Here is a 21740-nt window from a genome sequence, read left to right as displayed (position 1 = left end):
AACCGGGTGACCGGTTAGTAGGGCTCCGGCAGGCGAACCCTATTTGATCACGGGAGCGCCGGGTGGGACCCTTGAAGCTTCTTCCGGGCTTATTCTTCCGTCACGATCTATGTCGGCGGCGTCTCTATTTGCCCGATTCAATTTATCCTTTACTGGGTCAGTGCCCGTAATTATTCTGGAGTCCGGTTGGCTCCCTGATACGGGTGGATATGGAGTGGGGACACCCTGTCCCGGAACTGGCTGTCCGATAATATTGCTGTTTTGTCCGGGCGGCTGCCCAACGATGGAGCCCCCGGGTCCCGGTGTAACCTGAGCATAAGCCAACCCCGACACGAGGAAAAACGCACCTGCGAGTATCGAGGGGGGAGTTGTAAATAGTGAATAGCGTTTCATGATTGCTCCTGATTTTAGCGAAATGGCAAAATGGCAAAACGGCGATAAGACGTTACGCCGGAGCTTCCTTGTTTTCGGTGCGGCATCGCACTTAGGAAGTACATGAACGTTGGGGAGGCGGTGGGAGGAAATGATCCTATAGGGAACGAGAAACGAGTTTCCCGGATATTACAAGCGCATCAGCGAGTCGATGGCTGCATCCAATAGCGGTTTGCTCGCTGCTGCAACGATGCGTCCATCTGAATTCAGACCAGGCTGGCGACCTTTCCAATCGGTTATCCATCCGCCGGCGCCTTCTACAATCGGGACAACGGGTAAGTAGTCATAGGGTTGAAGACCCGTTTCCACAATCAGATCACAATACCCCGAAGCCAGCAGCCCGTACGCATAGCAATCGCAGGTGGGGTGCGCGATTGCAACATGTCTGCTTAGCGTATCAACGGCATTTCGTTCATCGGGGCAGGCAAAATGTGGCGAGGGCGTGGCGTACAGTCGTGCCCGCTCAATAAGGTGACAACCGCTGACTGTGGCCGAACAGACATTGAGCCTGTTGTTGAATCTTGTAAATTCGCCGTCTCCTGCCCATTGTTCTCCCATCGCCGGGACATCGATCAGCCCGATAACAGTTTCGTCTTCATGCATCAGGCCAATGAGCGTGCCGAAAAGAGGGTTTCCCATGACGAAACTTTTTGTGCCGTCGATAGGATCGAGAATCCAACTGTAATTGCTGCCTCGCACCTTCCCGTATTCTTCGCCGATAATGGCATGATGTGGATATCGCTGGTGAATCACCTGGCGAAGGGCGCTTTCGATTTCGTGATCCGCCGCTGTGACCGGGCTCCTGTCGGCCTTGCACATAATGTCCAGAGGCGCGCGAAAATACCGAAGCGCGTTTGGACGCGCGATGTCAGCCAGAAGTTGAGCGAACGCCAACGCCTGTTTGCTTGGTAAATCGTCTGGGTTTCTCGTCATAGAGCTTCTTTCCCAATCTGAACGCGCGTTTTTGCAGTTTCACGCGGCGAGGTTCTATGAGCGCGTCCAATTTCTTTATCACATCGCCATCAATCGCGACGTAGGCGCCGCGTGCGGTTTCCTGTGCCAGCATAGCGAACTCGTGATCGTCCCCTAGATAGTCAGCAAGCCGGTCGGCCCGCTTCAGGATTTTTACCATCGTGCCTCTTTTCCGGTCTTTTTTGGCGGAATGAAGCCCATCCATCGCGTTAAGTAGATACTTGACTTGCTTTCGCCATTCATGAAGCGCTTCTGTAGTGGGGACGGTTTTCGCTTCAGCATAGGCTTTGCGACCCTTGCGATAGATGCGCCGCAATCCCGGGCCAATGGTCGAGGAATTGATAGACGAGAAATCCCCCTGTTTTGCCAGGTCGAGGCTATCCTCAAGTTGACGTATGCAGTTTCCCAAATCGGCTGATTTACCCTGGGGATGGAGGTGGCGTCGCGCCTTTGCCAGGTTCCCATGTAATATTTTTTGGAGTGGAGCAAGCTCAACCCCTTGCAATTCGTCGATATATCGAGCATGGAGTGAATCAAATGCCTTGATCAATGATCTGGCATCACGCAACGGGGATAGAAAACGCCCTGCATCCCGCAGGCCGGCGTTTTCCGCCTGGTAAGTCGGTTTGCTCATTCCGTCCTGCAGCAGCCGAAGATCGGCCCGTGCCTTTTTCAAGGCTTTCCGTGCGTCGTGAATGGCTTCGTCCGAGATCGGCTGTGGTGCTTGCAGGCGCTCCAGCGCTTCGCCGACCGACGTACGCAGCAGTTTTTCGGCCGGATGCCCCGCTGTCTCGGACTGGATGGACCGATTTGCGGATTTCATTGTTTCTGCTCGCGCTTGTAACGCTGCTCGGCGTTGGCCAACGTTTCTTCTGCCACTTTCGGACCCCCGCGTTTAATGGGCTTGTATTCACGCCCCTGCACACGGTTATACGATATAAAAAAATGCTCTATTTCAGTTATCCAGCCGCTGGGTAAATCATCAATGTGCTCAAACAGGGGGGGATTTGCCGGAGTGACCGGCACGGCGAGGAGCCGATCATTGCGTATCGTTTTATTTTTCTCCGTCTGCTCACCGGATATCGTGCCGATCAGTTTGCCTGTCAGGAGGCATCCCGGAAAGCTTGGAGCGTCGCCGATCACAAGCACGTCGAGCGCGTCGCCATCTTCTGCGCTTGTCATTGGAATGGAGCCAAAATCAAAAGGGAAAGAGGCGCCAATTGGGAGAATTCGGCTCAAGCGGAAGCACCGCGTTTTCTCGTCATACTTGAATTTGTTGCGGCTGCCTTTCGGCGTATCGACAATGATGTTGACAAGGCCTGACTCGGTTCTTGGCTTCAGGGTAAACAGAGAGTCATTCATGTGATGCTCCTTTCCCATTTGATTTTCAAGATGAATCCGTCATACACCTGAACACGCTTGACCGTAGGACGTAGCTTGCTTCTGCTAAGTAACTTTTTTTCCCGCTGAACTACCGGGGACCGGCTGCGCTTCCTGGTTTTCGTGCCGTAACACGCTGATTTCACCATCCTCTTCAAGACAAGCGATTTTTATTTCATCGAGGTTCTCGATGCCTTGTTCGCGCAGTTTAGATTGTAATTCTTCCACCGTAATCAGCTCCTGCCGCATGGCTTTACGCTGCATTTTGCCATTTCTGATGACAGCGAGCGGAGGCGGCTGGATCAGACGCCGCAAGCCGGGGAAATGAAAGCTTATCCAGTCGAGGACATAATTCCAGCCGGCAAGGGTGGCAACAAGGATACAGCCATCGGTAATCGAGTCATAACCGCCAGACATGCCATTACTGGCGGCATCCGCGATAAGGACAAGCAGCATCACATCCGTTATGGCAATAGCGCCGATATCGCGGCGCAGCAAGAATCTGAACAGAAAAAAAATGAACCAATAGATGACGGTCCCGCGTACAAAGATTTCGACCGGATTTACTGAGAAGCCAAAGAGTTCAGACCAATCGACCATTTAGATTAACGGAAGGATTACCGGCACGCTTGCCGTCAATACTTTAGTCCCGAAAATTTGAACAAAAATTGCGTTTATTATTGCTCAGCAACAAGCAGCCGCTCCACCGCTTCCTGCGCTCCGCTAGCGCCTGACCGAACCTGTTTCATCTGTTTGATGCTGCTCCTGAACAATAGGACTTCGACCAAAATTTCTCAGTACGATAACGCACATTCTGCTTGCTTATCTTCAGGTAGAGTGGAGTGGATGAGGGATGAGCTAATGTAGCGTGAGTAGCCCTACACGCAACTGGGAGTGCCGACGTTCTAGACCTCGATGGCAGCCGAAGCGGAATTCGGAGCTGAAAGCCGCAAATGGACGTTATTTGAACTCAGCCCGCTCAACTGGCGTGTCGGGAACAAGCTTTTTTGGGAAGCTCAGCGGTATTTGCCGGGAGACTTGACTTGTAATGGCCTACTAAAGCTGTCGCGGCCAATCCGAGCGCGAAAGTTCCGTAAACCATTAGCAAGGAGCGCTGTGATAGCCGGTGCTCAAACCCGGGCGTAAGCCGTTTGGGCGTAAAGTGAAAGTCGACCGCGTAAGCCGCGGCGGCAGTTATGACAGCAGGCGCCAGTGCACCTGCGGCGCTTTGGGCCGGGCCCAGCCGGTGGCGCAGCTTTTCATACCAGAGAGCCCAAAAGACTGATGCCGCATGATGTATTGCATAGCCCACGATTGTGTATCGCAGACTAAAGCGGTCCTGGTAGGGCGCGTGTCTTCCCCATATCCACTGGCTCGGGCCATTGATAGGAGCAGCCGTTTTGCCTAATTCAGTTTTGCCAAGAATTGAAAGTGCAATGGTTGAAGCAATGCTCGCGATGGTGCCGGAAACCAGGCCTTCACGAATTGATTGACCCCAGTTTTTTTTTGTAGATCCATCCATGGCTGAAACTATACTTTATTTCGTTTTCGTTATGATATCCCGCTTAAAAAAAATCTTGGCCGGATTCTTCCTTGAATAATCGTGTCAGCTCAGCTATTCGACAATGCCTACTATTTTGATCACAGGCGCCACGGGGTTTATCGGAAGCCATTTGGTTGGGGCGCTTGCGGATATGGGACACAAAATTGTTTGCGGGGTGACATCCACGCCACCGGAAAGCCTGGGCGGCTTTGCTTATATCATAAACGATTACACTCGTGACTTCGATGTGGACGTCTGGAAAACACGACTTGCGGGCGTCGACGTGGTGATCAATGCGGTAGGCATATTACGGGAACATGGCCGGCAAACATTCGACGCGCTTCATAATCGGGCCCCGCGAGCGCTTTTCGCAGCATGTGCCGCTGGGGATATCAAAGTCGTGCAAATCTCTGCCCTGGGTGCGGATGAGAAGGCGCGCAGCCGTTACCACCTCAGTAAAAAGGCCGCGGACGACGCTTTGTTCGCCTTATCGAACAGGTCCGTGATAGTGCAACCGTCGCTCGTATATGGAGCTGGCGGCGCGAGCGCGAGAATTTTCAACCTCATCGCAAGTTTGCCGGTTATTCCTCTGCCCGGATCGGGTGACCAGCAAATACAGCCAATTCATATCGATGATCTCACTCAGGCCGTGGTGGCGCTGGTTCAAGCCGATCGATATATCGGCCAGCGTATACCTCTCGTGGGCCCGCGACCCCTTTCCCTGGAGCGCTATTTAAGCGAACTGCGGCTTCTGATGGGGCTGGGCCCCGGCACATTTTTGCGTATTCCCGCAAGTTTCGTCGATACGGCTGCGCAGATGGGCGCTTGGCTGGGAAAGGGCTTGCTGGACGTGGAGACATGGCAGATGCTCCAACGGGGCAATACGGCGGAGCCGGGGCCAACTCGAGCGCTTTTGGGTCGGGATCCTCGACCGGTTAGCGAATTTACGTCCCGCTGGGGTGTGGAAGGGCTACGGATGTCAGCGCTTATGAGCTGGCTACAGCTTGTACTGCGCTTTGCTCTGGCGGCGGTATGGCTGGTTGCTGGGGTCGTATCGATGGGAGTTTATCCGGTAGAGGAGAGCTATGCTCTGCTCGCTGCGGTGGGAATCACGGGCGGCCTCGCACCTATGGCGCTCTACGGCGCCGCTGCGATGGATATTGCTTTCGGACTGGGAACATTATTCCTGCGGCATCGCAAGTTTCTGTGGATAGCACAGGTGAGCCTCATCGGCCTTTATACCGTTACCATCACTTTTTTTCTTCCCGAATTCTGGTTGCACCCCTTTGGTCCACTGATAAAAAACCTGCCTATTCTTGCGGTCATTTTGTTGTTGTATGAACTGGAGAAGCGATGATGGATTATGTTACCGCAAAGTGGCTGCATATCCTTTCTTCAACATTATTATTCGGCACGGGCATAGGCACAGCCTTCTATATGTTTCACGCCAGCTTGACGAGGAATCCCCCGATCGTGGCCTCGGTTGCCAAAAATGTTGTTACTGCCGATTGGTTGTTTACCGCAACGACAATTATTATCCAACCCATCACGGGTTTCTATCTCGTTTACCTCGCGGACATTCCTCTCACCAGCCGGTGGATAATGTGGTCGATAGGCTTATACCTGCTTGCGGCTGCTTGCTGGCTCCCGGTAGTCTGGTTGCAAATAAATATGAAGCGTTTGGCGGTTGATGCCAGCAAGGGAAAGATCGATTTACCCGCTTTGTATTGGCGCTACTTCCGATGCTGGGTTGCGCTGGGTATTCCGGCATTCGTTGCGCTTGTTGTCGTGTTCTATTTAATGGTGGCCAAGCCGGTATAAGTCTTTCCAAAGCGTGCGAGGTTATGCTTCAGCATTAGGCAGAGTCGGTAGGGACCCAATGACAGTCGCACAAAATCTTAATAGCATATTCTGAAACCTTGCGCGTGGAGCGGCGGGAAGATGGGTGACCGATGGACGATAATTGCGTAATTCATGAATGTTCCGTCGCGCTCCTCCTGATTGACGTAATCAATGATCTGGAGTTTGACGAAGGCGAGAAGCTCGTCGAGTACGCCATACCTATGGCGCGGAACATCGCACGGCTTAAGCTTGAAGCAAAAAAGCGCGGTATTCCCTGCCTGTACGTCAATGATAACTTTGGTCAATGGCAATCCGATTTCAAGCATCTGGTGGCACGTTGTGTAAGCAATGGAGTACGCGGAGCGCCGATAGCCCGTGAGCTGGTTCCCCAGCAAGATGATTATTTCGTGCTCAAGCCCCGGCATTCGGGTTTTTTCCAGACGCCTCTGGACCTTCTGCTCCAGAGCTTGCAAACGGAGAAGTTGATTCTCTGCGGACTTACGACCGACTCTTGTGTTTTGTTTACCGCCAACGACGGGTATCTGCGAGACTTCAAAATTTTCGTTCCTTCGGATTGCTGTGCTTCAGTGGCTAAACAGAGGCATACCGATGCGCTTGGACAGATGCGCAGGACATTAAAGGCAAACACCACAGCATCGCTCCAGATCGACTTTGAACAGTTATTCTGGAAAAAAATTCTCATGAAGGGCAGGGGGCGCAATAAGTGATGTTTGCCCTGAGCAAGCGTTAAGCGCCTGAGCGCCTAAGCGGCGTTGAAACCGCCAACTTTACTTCGGCTGTAAGGTCGTGCCCTGCCGTAAGCGACGAGGTTACCCCTCGCCTTTCTATCTGCGCCAAGCCGCACCAAGACTGAACAATTCCTTGACTAAATGCTCATTTAGTTTTAAATTGCGGTATCCTTTCTCCCCGTAATATCCGTTCTCTTCAGCAGCTATCTTAAAAGGTCACACATCTATGACTTTAGGTCTTATCGACTTGCCGTGGTGGGGGTATATCGCAGTCATCCTGGGTCTTACCCATATTACGATTGCCGGTATCACGATATACCTGCACCGCCATCAGGCGCACCGCTCGCTTGAGTTGCATCCGTTGCCCAGCCACTTCTTTCGCTTCTGGTTGTGGCTTACTACCGGCATGGTGACCAAGGAATGGACGGCAATACATCGTAAGCATCACGCCAAGTGCGAAACCGCGGCCGACCCCCACAGTCCGCAAGTGCTCGGCATCAGCAAAGTGCTGAGAGAAGGATCCGAGCTCTATCGGAAAGAAGCAAAGAACCTGGAAACCCTGGAAAGATATGGTCATGGTACGCCGGATGACTGGCTGGAGCGCAATGTCTACTCCAAGCATAGCGCGAAGGGTATTGCACTGATGCTGATCATCAATCTTATTTTATTCGGTCCCATCGGGCTGACGATCTGGGCGATACAGATGGCATGGGCGCCCATCATGGCTGCTGGCGTCATCAATGGTGTAGGGCACTACTGGGGTTATCGCACTTTCCAGGCGGAAGATGCCAGCCGCAATATCGTACCTTGGGGGATTCTCATTGGCGGAGAGGAGTTGCATAATAATCATCACGCCTATGCCACTTCTGCGCGTTTATCCAACAAGTGGTACGAGTTCGACATAGGCTGGATGTATATATGCATTCTGCAATCGATGGGGCTGGCCCAGGTGAAGAAGGTTGCACCCAAACTGCGCCTGGATGCCGCCAAGACAACCTGCGATCTCGATACACTGCAAGCTGTTATTTCTCATCGTTACGAAGTGCTGGCAAAATATGCTCAGTTCCTCAAGCATACATTGGCAAAGGAAATTGATCATGTGAAGGACGGGACCGCGAACCTCGGCGTAGATCGTTCTACCCTTAAACGTTGGGTTCTTGCCGACTCCAAGACCCTGCAGGAAGACGAACGTGTCAAGCTGAACCTGGTGCTAAGCAAGACCAGCACGCTTGACAAGGTTTATAAGATGCGAGAGGAGCTTATGGCGGTGTGGCAACGCTCGACTTCTTCCAAAGACGAGTTGGTCAAGCAGTTAGAGGATTGGTGCCACCGTGCCGAAGAAAGCGGTATTGAAGTGCTGCAAAATTTTTCCCGCAGATTACGCTGCTACGCTGCTTAAGTTAAATATGACAAGCGTTATAACCGTAGCATCAACAAAAAACCCGCCGCTGGCGGGTTTTTTTTAGTACGTTTTTAATATCTCTATATCTCTACGCTTCATCCTCTGAGGGCTTCCTGGCGCAGCCTCCAGCTATGATGTTACTTGAGTTTGGTTTCCTTGTATTTGACGTGCTTACGTACGACCGGATCGAATTTAGAAATTTCGATTTTCTCTGGCTTGGTGCGCTTATTCTTGGTAGTGGTGTAGAAATGGCCGGTTCCGGCCGAAGATTCGAGCTTTATTTTTTCTCTCATGATAGTGTCCTTATATTCCCAAGCCTGAATGCCGTTTCCCGACTTTTAAATGTTGTCCCCGCGTGCGCGCATTCCTGCCAGCACCGCGTCAATACCATTCTTGTCTATTGTACGGAGCGCTACATTAGACAGGCGCAGGCTGATCCAGCGTCGCTCGCTCTCAACCCAGAACCGGCGCCGCTGCAAATTGGGTAAAAAGCGTCGTTTAGTCTTGTTGTTAGCATGGGAAACGTGGTGGCCGGTCATAGGTTTCTTTCCGGTGACTTCACATACTTGTGCCATGGTGATCCACTCCCAAAATCGGAAAAACCGACATTATATCCCGATTTCAAGGATTTCCTCAAATTATCCTAAACCAGGCAATTGGAGGGGTGGAGCGAGCAGTTTTTGGGGTGCGGAGCAAGGCGCAACGACGCGGAATGCGACCGCACAGGGCGGGCAGTGCCTTCCGCAGGAAGGTGCGAACCTGAAGCGGGTATGTGCGCGCGCCATGCACATGGAACGCGATCGCGGCATCCCTTACGCTGCCCGATCCCCGCTTCGCGGGGCTTCTCGTGCGACGCTTTGGGGCGCCATTCCATTCCAAGGAGTTGCAACGCTGTGCCGTAAAAACTGTTCAATCCGCTCCGTAGCGAACTCACCAAAAAAGTGCGGCTCATGGGGTACGAAAAAATTCTTCAACTATAGCGTTTAGTTTACAAATGATCGGTCAACTGCCGGATTTAGGATCATATCAGTCCGCGCTCAGCGAATGACATCGCCGTGCCCGCGCCAACGATAAAATGATCCAGGACTTTCACATCTATCAAAGCAAGCGCCTGCTTTAGAGATTGAGTCAGGATTTCGTCGGCTTGGCTCGGCTCCGCGATACCGGAAGGGTGATTGTGGGCGAAGATAATGGCGGCTGAGTTATGATGCAGCGCTCGTTTTACCACTTCGCGCGGGTATACGCTGGTTTGGGTGAGGGTCCCCTTGAACAACTCTTCGGTCGCAATGGTACGATTCTGAGCGTCGAGAAAAATAGCCACGAAGACCTCATGCTTTTTACCCTGAAGACTGAGGCGCAAATAATCGCGTACTGATTTCGGCGAGCTCATGGTGTCGCCACTCTTCAGCTTTTCTTCCAGCGCACGTCGCGCCATTTCCATTACCGCCTGTAATTGCGAATACTTGGCTGGGCCCATTCCTCTTACCTGGCAAAAAGCGTTTTGATCCGCGGCAAACAGCCCTGTCAATCCGTTGAAGCACTGGAGCAGTTCTCGCGCCAAGTCCACGGCGCTTTTTCCGGCCATACCCGTACGCAGGAATATCGCCAGAAGTTCCGCATCGGAAAGATACGCCGGTCCATTTTTCAGGAGTTTCTCGCGCGGACGCTCGGATTCAGGCCAGTCGGAAATTGCCATGGTAGTGTGGGTGCCAAATGAAAACGTGAAGGTCAGGTGGGAGATCCAAAATCATTGCGGCAGCGAGAGCCGCCCTCTGCAATGAGACGCTGTTTTTAGGTTAAACTCCTTCCTGCTAAAAGTGATCCTATGATTATGACTGACACGTCCTTACAAAGACAAAGAGCCAGACGCCTGCTTTTGGGGCTTACCGGCGGGGTGGCCGCATACAAGGCTGCGGAACTGGCGCGTCTCTTGATGCATGACGGCGCGGACGTGCAGGCGGTAATGACCCAATCGGCTTGCCATTTCGTCGGTACGGCAACGTTGCAGGCATTAACCGGTAAGCCGGTGTTTACTGAACTGTGGGACGCGAGCATCGCCAACAGCATGGCTCATATTGATCTTTCGCGCAACGTGGATGCGATACTCATCGCGCCTGCCAGCGCCGATTTTATTGCCAAACTTGCCAATGGTCTTGCCGATGACCTCTTATCGACATTGTGTCTTGCGCGCGATTGCCCCTTGCTGATCGCTCCGGCCATGAACCGGCAAATGTGGGAAAATCCTGCAACTCAACGGAACCTGGCTACGCTGCGGCGGGATAATGTAACAATACTCGGTCCCGCCAGTGGCGCCCAGGCATGCGGAGAGACCGGTATGGGCCGCATGCTTGAAGCGCATGAACTTGCTGAAACGTTGCATTCTTTTTTTCAGCCCAGGCTGTTGCAAGGCAAGCGCGTACTCATCACTGCCGGGCCCACATACGAGGCTATCGATGCCGTCAGGGGAATCACCAATTTAAGTTCCGGAAAAATGGGCTATGCAGTCGCGCGCGCAGCACTTGAAGCCGGGGCGGAGGTCATTCTCATTTCCGGTCCTGTTTGTCTTGATGCGCCCCCTGCGGCGAAGGTCGTCAGGGTGACAAGCGCGCAAGATATGTTTGAAGCCGTGGAAAATAAAATTTCAGGTGTCGATATTTTTATAAGTGTCGCGGCAGTAGCCGACTACCGGGCCAAAAGCACCAGCAAGCAGAAGACAAAGAAAACCAGTAATAACATTACACTCGAACTGATACCCAATCCTGATATTCTGGAATATGCGGCAGGGCTTGCCGATCCGCCTTTCTGTGTCGGTTTTGCCGCAGAGACGGAAAATCTTGAGGAGAATGCCGAAATCAAGCGGCGTAAGAAAAAACTGCCGCTTCTCGCCGCAAACCTGGCCCAGGAAGCGATTGGCTCTGAAGATTGTACATTGACTCTATTCGACGATGCTGGCAAGCATCATTTACCGCGAGCGCAGAAAATAGAGCAGGCACGGCGTTTGATTAAACATGTTTCATTGCTGCAGGAAAAACAAAAAGCGTGAAAAAAATTCTTAGATTACCATGCTAAAGATAGATATTAAGATTCTCGACTCACGTCTGACGCACCAATTGCCGACTTATGCTACTCCCGGCTCCGCTGGGCTTGACCTGCGGGCGTGCACGGAACATGTGATGACCATCGCACCGGGAGAGGCTAACCTCATTCCCACCGGCATTGCTATTCATCTCGCTGATTCAGGACTTGCCGCTATGGTGCTCCCTCGTTCGGGGTTGGGCCACAAGCATGGCATAGTGATGGGGAACCTGGTCGGGCTGATCGATTCCGATTACCAGGGGCAGATATTCGTGTCATGCTGGAACCGTGGGCAGGTACCTTTTCTATTGAATCCGCTGGAGCGGATCGCGCAACTGGTCGTTGTGCCGGTGGTGCAGGTCGATTTCAATGTTGTAAATGACTTTACGCATAGCCATCGAGGAACAAGCGGCTTTGGCAGTACCGGCAAACATTAAATCTTCCAGCAGTTAACTCCTCATTTATCAGGCTTGGCGGCTATGTTTAACAAGGAACTTTTGTTCCATCCGACCTTCTCCTTCGTGATGCGTTCTTTACGAAGGGGATGGCACCATTTTTATGGCACATGGCCACGTTATGGTTCCTTGGAATGGGACAGTCTTTCCCGGTTGTTGCGCGTTGCCAGGCACTCCAAAAATAATACACACCACCCTATCCAACTGCCGGGTTCAGGCTGGCACATTCCTGCGATTTTCTTTGTTTTTCTACTATCAGCGCCGGTCAACGCGGAAATGCCGATACGCCAACTCGGAATTTCGGGTCATACTCTTCGCGTCGAGGTTGCGTATACCGAATCCACCCGCTCAAAGGGGTTAATGTCCCGACAATCCATGGATGATAATGATGGAATGCTATTTATATTCCCGGAGGCCGGGCGGCACAGCATGTGGATGATGAACACGGATATTCCGCTAAGCGTCGCCTTTCTGGATGGAAAAGGGGTGATACTCAACATCGAGGACATGACGCCCCGCACGGCAACGGCGCATGGTTCCGCTGGGGCCGCGAAATATGCTATCGAAACGAATCTTGGCTGGTTTTCGACGAGAAATATAAAGGCAGGTGAGCGGGTCATGGGCCTCGATAAAATGCCGGTAGCGGAATAACCAGCTCTCCGTTGCCGGATTCTACGCCTGCATCCGACTTGCTTTTAACGCATGCCTGGAAGCATTCCTTTCATGCTCCGAAGCATTTTTGCCATTCCCCCTTTACTCATCATTTTCATCATTTTCTGTGCCTGCTCGAATTGCGACAGCAAGCGGTTTACTTCCTGTACGGTAACGCCCGCTCCCGCCGCGATTCGGCGTTTACGTGATGCTTTCAAGATTTCGGGCTTGACCCGTTCCTGGGGCGTCATGGCATTAATGATGCCTTCGGTGCGGCCCATGACTTTATCGTCAATTTTTACGTTTTGGGCGGCCTGGCTCAATTGAGCAGGCAGTTTGTCCATTACGGCGCCCATGCCACCCATATTTCTCATTTGTTGAAATTGCATCTTGAAATCGTTCAGATCGAAGCTTTTGCCCGATTTCATTTTTTTAGCAAGCTTTTCGGCCTCGTGCTGATCTACGCTGCGCTGGGCTTCCTCGATCAATCCCAACACATCACCCATGCCGAGAATGCGTGAAGCCATGCGGTCAGGGTGGAATGCTTCCAGCCCGGTTAACTTTTCCCCTACGCCGGCAAATTTTATTGGCTTGCCGGTAACGTGAAGCACCGACAGTGCCGCACCTCCGCGCGCATCGCCATCGAGTTTCGTAAGGATCACGCCGGTCAGCGGCAACGCCTCCGCAAATGCTCTGGCCGTGTTGACCGCGTCCTGACCCTGCATTGCATCCACTACGAACAGTGTTTCTATGGGATTCAGCAGCGTTTCCAATTCGCGAATTTCTTCCATCATCGCTTCGTCGATGGCTAACCGCCCAGCGGTATCCACGATCATCACGTCGTGGAAGTGCCTTCGGGCAAAATTCAATGCGGCAGCAGCGATTTCTTTCGGCTGTTGTCCCGCTTGAACCGGGAAGAACGATGCGCCCGTCTGCCGGGCCAGAAGCTCCAATTGATGAATGGCGGCGGGGCGATACGTATCACACGAAACAAGCAATACCTTTTTCTTTTTTTGCTCCATCAACCACTTTGCTAATTTGCCGCTACTGGTGGTCTTGCCGGCGCCCTGCAGCCCGGCCATGAGGATGACCGCCGGCGGCACGGTAGACAGATTGATATCGGCAGTTTCGCCTCCCATGAGGGCGATCAACTCCTGGTGCACTACCCCAACCAGCGCCTGGCCTGGCGAAAGGCTGCCTACTACCTCCTTGCCGACCGCCTTTTCCTTGACGCGTGCAATGAACTCCTTGATCACCGGCAAGGCTACGTCGGCCTCCAGTAACGCCATTCGCACTTCACGCAACGCTTCCTGTATATTGGTTTCGGTCAGTCGCGCTTCACCCCGCAGGGTCTTGATGACTCCGGAAAGCCGGCTGGTAAGATTGTCGAACATGCAAAATGCCTCTCAAGAAAATTTGGTGTAGACTAACTGGCAGTCCCAATTTAATCTGCTATATAAATGTCAGGTATTCTAGCCTATCTCGTCGCCTCCCTGCTGTATGGACTGATCGGTTGGCACTTCTGGCGCACCAGGTGGAATGCGCCCACAAAATCCGGAGGCGGCGATATTATAGCGCCGGGATGGGAGCGTTATGCCATTCTCGCACCGCTGGCGCTGCACGGCTATACGCTTTATGAATCCGTGTTCGCAGGCATCGGGTTGAGCTTTGGGGTGGGCAGCGCAGTTTCCGCCATCGTTTGGCTTACTGCCATAATCTACTGGGTATCGGGCTTTTTCAACCGGCTCGAAGGGTTACAAACCCTGATCGCGCCGGTGGCTGCGGTGGCGGTACTGCTCCCGCTGGTTTTTCCTTCTCTGCGGCCTTTGGCCAATACTGAACTACCCGCTTTCAAGGCGCACATTTGCATCGCAATGCTGGCATACAGCCTTCTTACCATTGCGGCACTCCATGCGCTGTTAATGGCAGTGGTGGAGCGTCGCTTGCACCAACCGACAATGCCTTCGGTGCTGACGAATCTACCCCCGCTCCTTACGATGGAAACGTTGTTGTTCCGCGTTATCTGGGTAGGTTTCATATTGCTCACGCTGACGCTCATCAGCGGTGTCGTATTTTCGGAGGAGATATTCAGCCAGCCAGTCAAATTCACCCACAAGAATCTGTTTGGTTTTATTTCCTGGGGTGTGTTCGCAGCCCTGCTGGCGGGCAGGCAGTTTTATGGCTGGCGCGGGCGCATTGCGATTCGCTGGACGCTGGCCGGATTCATTATTCTGCTTCTGGCATATCTCGGCAGCAAATTTGTGCTGGAAGTGATATTGCAGCGTTAACAATACTCGTATGCCGAAACGAATGTCATTGGTTATAAAGTGCTGGCTTGGAAGTCGCAAAAGCCGTCAGAGTTGTAGCTGATGCTTTCTTCCGTATCTGAATTTTTTCAACTTGCATAAAGGCGTTTCTCTTGGAAGACATGCCGTTGTATGTGCTACTGATAGCACTGGCTGTTCTATTGATTTTATCTGCATTTTTTTCCCTCTCCGAAACCAGCATGATGGCGATCAACCGTTATCGGTTGAAGCATCTCGCGAAACAGGGACATCGGGGCGCCCGCCTGACCACCCAACTATTGTTGAATACCGATAGACTGCTGGGGGTCATCCTGCTTGGTAACAACCTGTTGAATGCCGCCGCTGCGACTGTGGTGGCCGTGATTGTTTCCGTTTCATTCGGTCATAGCGATCTGGCCCTGCTTTTGGGAACGGTAAGCGTCACTTTTGCTATCCTGGTATTCAGCGAGATTACGCCCAAAGTCATCGCGGCTGCTCACCCGGAGCGGATCGCGCTGGCTTCGAGTTACGTGCTGACACCGTTGCTAAAGCTATTTTATCCCGTAGTCTGGTTCGTCAATCTGTTCGTGCAGGCGCTGCTGACTCTGCTGCGCATAAGGCCCAGGGCGGATAACGCGACGCAGAAACTCAGCCTGGAAGAGCTTAAAACGCTGGTGCTGGAAGCGGGACACTTCATCCGGAAAAAACACCAGAGCGTATTACTTAACTTGTTTGACCTCGAAACCGTTACCGTTGACGACGTCATGGTGCCCCGTGGCCAGATCGAGGCGATAGATCTCGACGCGGACGATGAAACCATTCACGATCAGTTACTCACCTGTTATCACACCCGTTTGCCGGTATACAGAGGCACGCTGGACAACGTTGCCGGAATCATTCACGTCCGCAAGGTGCTGAATCAGATGAGAAGTGATGACATCTCAGCCGCAACACTCGAAAAAATCATGCGTGAGCCCTACTTCATCCCATCCGGCACGCCCCTGTTTTCACAGCTACAACTATTCCAGGAAAACCGGGAACGGGTCGGCCTCATTGTGGACGAGTACGGTGAATGGATGGGGTTGGTAACATTGGAAGACATCATCGAAGAAATCATTGGCGAATTTACTACGCACTCGCCTTCGCAAGTAGGTGCATTCCTGAAACAGGAAGATGGCAGTGTAATAGTGGAAGGAAGCAGCCTGCTGCGTGATCTCAACCGCAAGCTTGGGCTTACGCTGCCGCTGGGGGGGCCGAAAACGCTCAATGGCCTCATCCTGGAACACTTCCAGGATATTCCCGAGGCTGGTACCAGTCTTAAAATCGCAGGCTATCCGATGGAAATCATCCAGACTCAGGATCGCGTGGTCAAGGTAGTGCGGATATTCCTCACGTTAGCGCCCATTGAACGGGAATCGTCAGATCCCTATACGGGATAGTGGTCTGCCACTTGGTTGTCATTTCTTTCCCTGTTGCAAAACCCTCCCGCTTTTTTTATCGTATCTATTTGGACCTATTTTAGCCCATGTCCTTGGTCATCGGTTTAACTGGCGGCATCGGCAGCGGTAAAACCAGCGCTGCGAGAATCTTTGCCGCCTTGGGCGTGGACGTGGTGGACACCGATGCAATTGCGCGTGAGCTTACCCAGCCGCAGGGTGCAGCGATTGCCGATATTCGGCAAGCCTTTACGGAAAAATTCATCACAGCGGACGGCGCGCTTGGACGAGAAGAAATGCGCAGCCTCGTATTCTCGGATAGCAGTGCACGCCACACACTTGAGGCCATTCTCCATCCACTCATACGCGTCGAGGTGGTTCGCCGCATCGCGCATTGCTGTGCCCCATACGGCATGATAGTGGTCCCGTTGCTGCTCGAAACCGGTGCATACCATGAATTAATCCAGCGCATCCTGGTAGTGGATTGCAGCGAGCATGATCAGATCGTCCGCGCTGCTACTCGAACCGGGCTCGACGAACGTACTGTGCGTGCAATCATGTCCGCGCAGCTTTCACGTAAGGAAAGATTACAACAAGCGGATGACGCGATCATCAACGATGCGGATATGGCCCATCTGGAGCAACAAGTAAACGCGTTACACCGAAAATATCTCGCTTTGGCAAATAAAAGTTGAGTTCTACCGGCATTTTACGTTTATTGCACGCTATTTGATTTAGAATTCTGTTTTTCAGCACAATATCACGTACCCTGTCCGTTCCATTTCCCCTTTCAGACCATTGCCGTGATTTGTTACGAGCATCCTCTTAACGAGCGCATCCGCACCTTGCTGCGGCTTGAGGACCTGTTTGACAAGGTGGCTTTCTTTTCCGCAAAAAAGGACGCTTTTCAGCACCACTCCGCGCTCGTTACCCTGTTTGAAATACTGGATGTTACGAGCCGCGCCGATATGAAATCGGATTTGCTGCAGGAACTGGAGCGGCAGAAGCACGCGTTGGAGGTGTTGCGCCGAAGGCCGGACATTTCGGAAGGCGCGCTGAATCAAGTATTGACCAATATACAGGCCGCCTCTCAGAGCATGCTGGGCATGTCGGGGAAAATCGGCGAACACATGCGGGACAATGAATGGCTGATGAGCATAAAGCAACGTGTCGGAATACCGGGAGGCGCATGCGAATTCGACTTGCCCTCGTATCACTATTGGCTGCATCAGGATCCTGCGGTGCGGCGCAGCGATCTCAACGAATGGCTTGCACCGATGTTGCCGCTGGAAAATGGTTTCAGCATCGTATTGCACCTGTTGCGAAACAGCGGCAAGACAATTCGGCATACCGCTCACCGGGGTGTTTATCAACAGATGGGGTCGGCGCGGGTAGCGCATATGCTGTGCCTGAAGGTAGACGAGAGTCTGCCGTGTGTACCCGAAATCAGCGCTAATAAATATGCTCTTAACATCCGTTTCGTCATCTCGGGTTCAAGGCAGAAAACCAGAATATATGAAGAAGATGTAGAGTTTGAGTTGACTTTCTGTAATCTGTAGGAAGTTTCAGGCCAATTCATGGAATCGATACTCGCCCCGCTATTGCGGGGTTTTTTGTTTTTTGTCCCGGCGGATACTATCCCCCCGCCTTGGTCAGGGCTTGAGCGAGGTAATATTGTTCGAATTTTGCAATCGCGTGAATTTTGGCCTCAGCGAAATTCAAATAGATGAAGTTCGGGCGACGCCGGTCAAACCCAGCCCGACGCTCCACAGCTGCGGACGTTAGTGGCGCAATATTGATAGTTAGCCCATCGGAGAGCAAACACTCGCGATAAATGAGGTTTTCCAGTTCGCGGATATTGCGTGGCCAACTATAGTTATCAAACCAGGTAATCGTCTCCGGGTGGAGTGTTTTTTCGGTGCAGCCAAAGCGCGCTACGCACGCATGCAGAAAGTGGGCTGCTAAAAGCGCGGCGTCGCCCTGGCGCTCTCGCAGCGGGGGCAGGGTAAGGTGCATGATTTTGAGGCGAAACAGCAGGTCAAGCCGGAATTCACCCTTCTCCGCCAGTTGGGTCAAGTTCCTGTTGCTGGCAACGATCACTCTCACATTTGCAGCGCGCGCGATACCCCCGCCCAATGGAGAATATTGCTGATCCTGAAAAAATCGCAATAGCGTAACTTGCGCTTTTGGAGATAGCGCATCGACTTCATCCAGGAAAAGCGTTCCGGCTTGTGCATGAGCGATGAGGCCGAGGCGTTTCGATTGGGCACCTGTATAAGCACCGCGTTCATGGCCAAATAGCTCATTCTCGATCAACGTGTCAGGGATGGCTCCGCAATTGACCGGAACAAAGGGATAGCCGGCCCTGGTTCCCCTATCGTGAATGGCCCGCGCGACCAATTCCTTGCCGGTGCCGGTTTCACCCTCAATAACGACGGGCGCATCGCAACGCGCAATTTTCTCGATGAGTTGAGTGATCCTTATGAAAGCGGCTGACTGTCCAATCATATTTTTCCTGAAAGCTGAGCGACTGCTAGTTAACCTTTATTTCATAAGGAGTGCTAAAAATTGCTTGTAACTGCTCTTTACTTCAAGCCCTACGATATAACTAATAGAAAACAAGATTAAACAGCTGGATAGCTGTAAGATTTTACAGGTGGCGTCGGTATCACAGGGTAACCGTGCGATGTAGCTGATGAAATAAGACAAACGCATTTTTGCGAGAAAACCCGCGCTATCTTGTGTAGAATATGTGGAGATAATTCAGGTGGTTTTGTTTGTCGAAGTATCAATGAAAGTATTTGCAGCCTGCTTTACGGGATTTGACCCACGGTCACTTGGGTTTGACCAGTCAGCGTTCAATATTCGGCGTTAGCACGTGGCCCACATATTTTATCTTTCACCCCATTAGATCAGTCTGAGCTACTTCCATCACAAGAATGACAAATTTTTTTGCACTAATTCCCGCAGCAGGCTCCGGTTCACGCATGGGTGATGAGCTTCCCAAACAATATTTGCGACTGGCTGGCAAGTCGATGATTTATCAAACATTAAAGACGCTGTGCGGGTCTTCGCGAATTACTTCCGTGTTCGTGATCCTTGCGCCTGCCGATAGAGAATGGATGCGGCATGACTGGTCGGAATTTTCTGACAAATTGATCGTGATCGAATGCGGCGGTACGACCCGTGCGGAAACCGTGCTGAATGGTTTGAAAGCAGCAGGGGAAGCCTCTGCCATGAAAAATCACGACTGGGTGTTGGTGCACGATGCAGCACGGCCTTGTTTAAGCAACGCGCAACTCGACAAGTTGATGGATGAACTGGCTGACGATGAGGTAGGAGGACTACTTGCGGTTCCGGTGGCAGACACGCTGAAGCGCAGCGATGGCAGTGGCCGGGTTGAGCGTACCGAATCGAGAGAGAATCTATGGCAGGCCCAAACGCCACAGATGTTTCGTCACGGGCTACTTGTGGAGGCCTTGAGCAGGACAGGCGGCATGACCATGACCGACGATGCGGGCGCGATTGAAGCGCTCGGCCTGAAACCCAAGCTGGTCCTGAGCGATGCGCGCAATCTGAAAGTGACTTATCCGCAGGATCTGGCGTTGGCGGAACTGATACTGAAAAATTTTTGAATGGGAGATCGGAGTGCTCTGTTTTACCCATGAGCTATCATCCCATCTCTGAGAAAATAACATAAATCTCGTCATTCCGGGGTTGACCCGGAATTCAGTCCAAACCACCGATAACGTTTGGTACTGTTTGCCCGCTAAGTGGTAGCGGAGAAAGAGAATTCATAGAGCTGAAGAGAGGCAAAGGGTGAAGAAGTTAAGAATCGGGCAAGGGTTCGATGTACATCAACTGGTTGACGGCCGCAAGCTTATCATCGGCGGTGTGACCATTCCGTACGAGAAGGGTCTTCTCGGACATTCCGACGCAGACGTGCTGCTGCATGCGATATGCGACGCGCTTCTGGGCGCGGCAGCGCTGGGCGACATCGGCAGGCATTTTTCGGATACCGACCCCCGTTACAGAAACATCGATAGCCGCGTGCTGTTGCATAACGTTTATGGCTTGCTGGCAGAGCGTGGTTACAAGGTCGTGAACATTGATGCCACTATCATAGCGCAGGCGCCCAAGATGGCGCCGTATATTCCGGGTATGTTGAGCAACATTGCACATGACCTTCGGATGCAACCGGAGGATATCAACATCAAGGCCAAGACTGCGGAGCGCCTGGGCCCGGTTGGAAGGGGCGAGGGGATAGAGGCGGAGGCCGTATGCCTGATTACCTTGGATAATGCCGACAACTGAAGAAAATACTGAAAGCGCGGGAAAAGCCTACCGCATTTTTTTTGCAATATGGCCGGACAACGATGCGCAAAAGCAACTGGCTGGACTGGCAAAACAACTGCGGCTGGAATCGCTCTGCGGCGGACGGAAAATAAAAGCAGAAAACATTCATCTCACGCTGGTGTTTGTGGGAAAAGTATATCCCGACAGCCTGAAGGCGCTATACGAGGCAGGCGATAGAATCAACCAGTCCAGCTTGCCTGCTTTTGATTTGGTCATTGATGAGATTCGCTACTGGAAACATAACCATATCGTTTATCTGGCGCCAGCCAAGGTTCCTCACGCACTTGCCAATCTGGTGAGCGCGCTACAGGAAGCAATCTCCACGGCCGGGTTTTTGTTGGAGCAGCGAGCTTATGCGCCACACATAACGTTGATGAGGAATGCCTTCTGCCAACCGTTGCCTGAATTGCCCGAGCCCATGGCCTGGCGGGTGCGGGAATGGTCGCTGGTTAAATCGGAACAGACCAGCAACGGCTCGATTTATACGCCGATTCGCTGCTGGCCTTTGGAGACTTCTAATAAACCTTGATTTGGCAACACATCAGGGGATGGCCAACGATTGAAAAATCATACGGCGCAATGCGCGTTGCTTATTGCGCCCTACTTTTAGTGATTTTTTTATTAGGCCGGCACTATCGAATATACCAAAGAAGAGGTCGGGTTTGCATAGCGCAACCCGACGCCAGAGTTTCTTTTATGATTAAAGATAAATGCAGCTTTCCAGGTGTCTTGTCAGATATTTCTCGCTAGCTTTGGTGTAATCCTTTTCAAAAGTATCGCTTACTAAATTTCGTACATGGCTTCCCAGATTGCTGTTGATCAGGCCCATGAACGGAGTTGACACAACCAGGATCAGGCGTTGATAACTGTTGGTGGTGCGGCCATGCTCCAGTTCTCTGGCTAGCTGGCAGGCAAAGGTCCGCGCTTCATGTTGTTTTGGATCGGTGGAGGAAATATAGGAGCCGCAGCCGTTGCCGTGGCTCTTGTTGTGTCCGGGACGGTCGGAAACCAGATGCTGCCCCTTTTCCCTGCTGGCATCATGTCTGAATTCCTTGAGTTTCTGTAGTCCTTTCTTGGGTCCGTAATTTGCGTAAAGATATGCTGCGCTTGCGTTTGCGACCAGAATCCACGTGATGCTCATGACTCCTCCGTCCGATGGTGG

The 21740-nt window shown here is 52.2% G+C and carries 26 protein-coding genes; 14 read left to right on the top strand and 12 right to left on the bottom strand.

What is annotated here, in order from left to right; all coding sequences use genetic code 11:
* Positions 1 to 39 precede the first annotated feature (39 nt).
* From BLS94_RS14440 to BLS94_RS01115, 6 genes are all read right to left on the bottom strand, one after another.
* On the bottom strand, positions 40 to 393 hold the full coding sequence (locus BLS94_RS14440) for a hypothetical protein (protein ID WP_143021629.1): 354 nt from the start codon (positions 391 to 393) through the stop codon (positions 40 to 42).
* Between the two features lie 168 nt (positions 394 to 561).
* Positions 562 to 1326, bottom strand: a complete 765-nt coding sequence (locus tag BLS94_RS01135; protein WP_218124716.1) for an inositol monophosphatase family protein — start codon at positions 1324 to 1326, stop codon at positions 562 to 564.
* The gene (locus BLS94_RS01130) at positions 1301 to 2227 is read right to left on the bottom strand and encodes a CHAD domain-containing protein (protein ID WP_090957399.1); all 927 of its coding nucleotides are present in this window, start codon (positions 2225 to 2227) and stop codon (positions 1301 to 1303) included. Before BLS94_RS01130 ends, BLS94_RS01135 begins: the two co-directional genes overlap by 26 nt.
* On the bottom strand, positions 2224 to 2766 hold the full coding sequence (locus tag BLS94_RS01125; protein WP_072766659.1) for an inorganic diphosphatase: 543 nt from the start codon (positions 2764 to 2766) through the stop codon (positions 2224 to 2226). The genes BLS94_RS01130 and BLS94_RS01125 overlap by 4 nt, the downstream gene beginning before the upstream one ends.
* Positions 2767 to 2850: 84 nt before the next feature.
* Complete coding sequence (locus BLS94_RS01120) at positions 2851 to 3384, bottom strand: DUF421 domain-containing protein (RefSeq protein ID WP_072766350.1); 534 nt, start codon at positions 3382 to 3384, stop codon at positions 2851 to 2853.
* Positions 3385 to 3763: 379 nt separating this feature from the next.
* Positions 3764 to 4306: a hypothetical protein gene (locus tag BLS94_RS01115; RefSeq protein ID WP_218124715.1), complete on the bottom strand. Its 543-nt coding sequence runs from the start codon at positions 4304 to 4306 to the stop codon at positions 3764 to 3766.
* A 103-nt stretch (positions 4307 to 4409) separates the two neighbouring features.
* On the opposite strand from BLS94_RS01115, the gene BLS94_RS01110 reads away from it, so the two are divergent.
* The 4 genes from BLS94_RS01110 (at position 4410) to BLS94_RS01095 (ending at position 8317) form a co-directional block, all read left to right on the top strand.
* Complete coding sequence (locus BLS94_RS01110) at positions 4410 to 5684, top strand: SDR family oxidoreductase (RefSeq protein ID WP_090957398.1); 1275 nt, start codon at positions 4410 to 4412, stop codon at positions 5682 to 5684.
* Positions 5681 to 6148 (top strand): DUF2269 family protein, encoded by a 468-nt coding sequence (locus BLS94_RS01105; protein ID WP_256325228.1) that lies wholly within the window; start codon positions 5681 to 5683, stop codon positions 6146 to 6148. Before BLS94_RS01110 ends, BLS94_RS01105 begins: the two co-directional genes overlap by 4 nt.
* 131 nt (positions 6149 to 6279) lie before the next feature.
* Positions 6280 to 6897, top strand: coding sequence for a cysteine hydrolase family protein (locus BLS94_RS01100; protein WP_090957397.1), 618 nt, complete (start codon positions 6280 to 6282; stop codon positions 6895 to 6897).
* A 247-nt stretch (positions 6898 to 7144) separates the two neighbouring features.
* Positions 7145 to 8317, top strand: a complete 1173-nt coding sequence (locus BLS94_RS01095) for a DesA family fatty acid desaturase (protein ID WP_090957396.1) — start codon at positions 7145 to 7147, stop codon at positions 8315 to 8317.
* Between the two features lie 140 nt (positions 8318 to 8457).
* Here the strand turns inward: BLS94_RS01095 and rpmG are convergent, their stop codons facing one another.
* The 3 genes from rpmG to radC all read right to left on the bottom strand — a co-directional run bounded on the left by rpmG (position 8458) and on the right by radC (position 10016).
* A complete protein-coding gene (gene rpmG / locus BLS94_RS01090) occupies positions 8458 to 8613 on the bottom strand; it encodes a 50S ribosomal protein L33 (protein ID WP_025041122.1) in 156 nt (51 codons plus the stop codon).
* A 45-nt stretch (positions 8614 to 8658) separates the two neighbouring features.
* On the bottom strand, positions 8659 to 8895 hold the full coding sequence (gene rpmB, locus BLS94_RS01085) for a 50S ribosomal protein L28 (RefSeq protein ID WP_090957395.1): 237 nt from the start codon (positions 8893 to 8895) through the stop codon (positions 8659 to 8661).
* Positions 8896 to 9341: 446 nt separating this feature from the next.
* Entirely contained in the window at positions 9342 to 10016 is a 675-nt protein-coding gene (gene radC / locus BLS94_RS01080) for a RadC family protein (protein ID WP_090957394.1), read from the bottom strand.
* A gap of 135 nt (positions 10017 to 10151) precedes the next feature.
* On the opposite strand from radC, the gene coaBC reads away from it, so the two are divergent.
* The 3 genes from coaBC to BLS94_RS15135 are packed head-to-tail and all read left to right on the top strand — an operon-like array spanning position 10152 to position 12501.
* Complete coding sequence (gene coaBC / locus BLS94_RS01075; protein WP_090957506.1) at positions 10152 to 11363, top strand: bifunctional phosphopantothenoylcysteine decarboxylase/phosphopantothenate--cysteine ligase CoaBC; 1212 nt, start codon at positions 10152 to 10154, stop codon at positions 11361 to 11363.
* Positions 11364 to 11382: 19 nt separating this feature from the next.
* On the top strand, positions 11383 to 11832 hold the full coding sequence (gene dut / locus BLS94_RS01070) for a dUTP diphosphatase (RefSeq protein WP_090957393.1): 450 nt from the start codon (positions 11383 to 11385) through the stop codon (positions 11830 to 11832).
* Between the two features lie 42 nt (positions 11833 to 11874).
* Positions 11875 to 12501 (top strand): DUF192 domain-containing protein, encoded by a 627-nt coding sequence (locus tag BLS94_RS15135; RefSeq protein ID WP_256325227.1) that lies wholly within the window; start codon positions 11875 to 11877, stop codon positions 12499 to 12501.
* A 44-nt stretch (positions 12502 to 12545) separates the two neighbouring features.
* Here the strand turns inward: BLS94_RS15135 and ffh are convergent, their stop codons facing one another.
* Positions 12546 to 13895, bottom strand: a complete 1350-nt coding sequence (ffh, locus tag BLS94_RS01060; RefSeq protein ID WP_090957392.1) for a signal recognition particle protein — start codon at positions 13893 to 13895, stop codon at positions 12546 to 12548.
* A gap of 66 nt (positions 13896 to 13961) precedes the next feature.
* Between ffh and BLS94_RS01055 the strand changes: the two genes are divergently transcribed.
* From BLS94_RS01055 to zapD, 4 genes are all read left to right on the top strand, one after another.
* A complete protein-coding gene (locus BLS94_RS01055) occupies positions 13962 to 14789 on the top strand; it encodes a cytochrome C assembly family protein (protein ID WP_090957391.1) in 828 nt (275 codons plus the stop codon).
* Positions 14790 to 14929: 140 nt separating this feature from the next.
* On the top strand, positions 14930 to 16225 hold the full coding sequence (locus BLS94_RS01050; RefSeq protein WP_176767763.1) for an HlyC/CorC family transporter: 1296 nt from the start codon (positions 14930 to 14932) through the stop codon (positions 16223 to 16225).
* Between the two features lie 86 nt (positions 16226 to 16311).
* On the top strand, positions 16312 to 16917 hold the full coding sequence (gene coaE / locus BLS94_RS01045; RefSeq protein WP_090957390.1) for a dephospho-CoA kinase: 606 nt from the start codon (positions 16312 to 16314) through the stop codon (positions 16915 to 16917).
* 108 nt (positions 16918 to 17025) lie between these two features.
* Entirely contained in the window at positions 17026 to 17781 is a 756-nt protein-coding gene (zapD, locus tag BLS94_RS01040) for a cell division protein ZapD (RefSeq protein ID WP_072766338.1), read from the top strand.
* Between the two features lie 76 nt (positions 17782 to 17857).
* On the opposite strand, the gene BLS94_RS01035 is transcribed toward zapD, so the two are convergent.
* A complete protein-coding gene (locus BLS94_RS01035; RefSeq protein ID WP_090957389.1) occupies positions 17858 to 18730 on the bottom strand; it encodes a sigma 54-interacting transcriptional regulator in 873 nt (290 codons plus the stop codon).
* 431 nt (positions 18731 to 19161) lie between these two features.
* Between BLS94_RS01035 and ispD the strand changes: the two genes are divergently transcribed.
* The 3 genes from ispD (at position 19162) to thpR (ending at position 21107) form a co-directional block, all read left to right on the top strand.
* Complete coding sequence (gene ispD, locus BLS94_RS01030) at positions 19162 to 19857, top strand: 2-C-methyl-D-erythritol 4-phosphate cytidylyltransferase (RefSeq protein WP_090957388.1); 696 nt, start codon at positions 19162 to 19164, stop codon at positions 19855 to 19857.
* A 184-nt stretch (positions 19858 to 20041) separates the two neighbouring features.
* Positions 20042 to 20536 (top strand): 2-C-methyl-D-erythritol 2,4-cyclodiphosphate synthase, encoded by a 495-nt coding sequence (ispF, locus tag BLS94_RS01025; RefSeq protein ID WP_072766334.1) that lies wholly within the window; start codon positions 20042 to 20044, stop codon positions 20534 to 20536.
* Positions 20523 to 21107, top strand: coding sequence for an RNA 2',3'-cyclic phosphodiesterase (gene thpR, locus BLS94_RS01020; protein ID WP_072766333.1), 585 nt, complete (start codon positions 20523 to 20525; stop codon positions 21105 to 21107). Before ispF ends, thpR begins: the two co-directional genes overlap by 14 nt.
* A 171-nt stretch (positions 21108 to 21278) precedes the next feature.
* Here thpR and BLS94_RS01015 read toward each other — a convergent pair whose 3' ends face one another.
* Positions 21279 to 21719 carry a host attachment protein gene (locus tag BLS94_RS01015; protein WP_072766332.1) on the bottom strand — a complete coding sequence of 147 codons (441 nt, stop codon included), beginning with the start codon at positions 21717 to 21719 and terminating at the stop codon, positions 21279 to 21281.
* Positions 21720 to 21740: the final 21 nt, after the last annotated feature.

The sequence above is a fragment of the Nitrosospira sp. Nsp18 genome (assembly GCF_900103145.1).
Classification (GTDB): domain Bacteria; phylum Pseudomonadota; class Gammaproteobacteria; order Burkholderiales; family Nitrosomonadaceae; genus Nitrosospira.
Note: the sequence above shows the minus strand (reverse complement) of the source record. Positions and strands in the feature narration are given on the sequence as shown.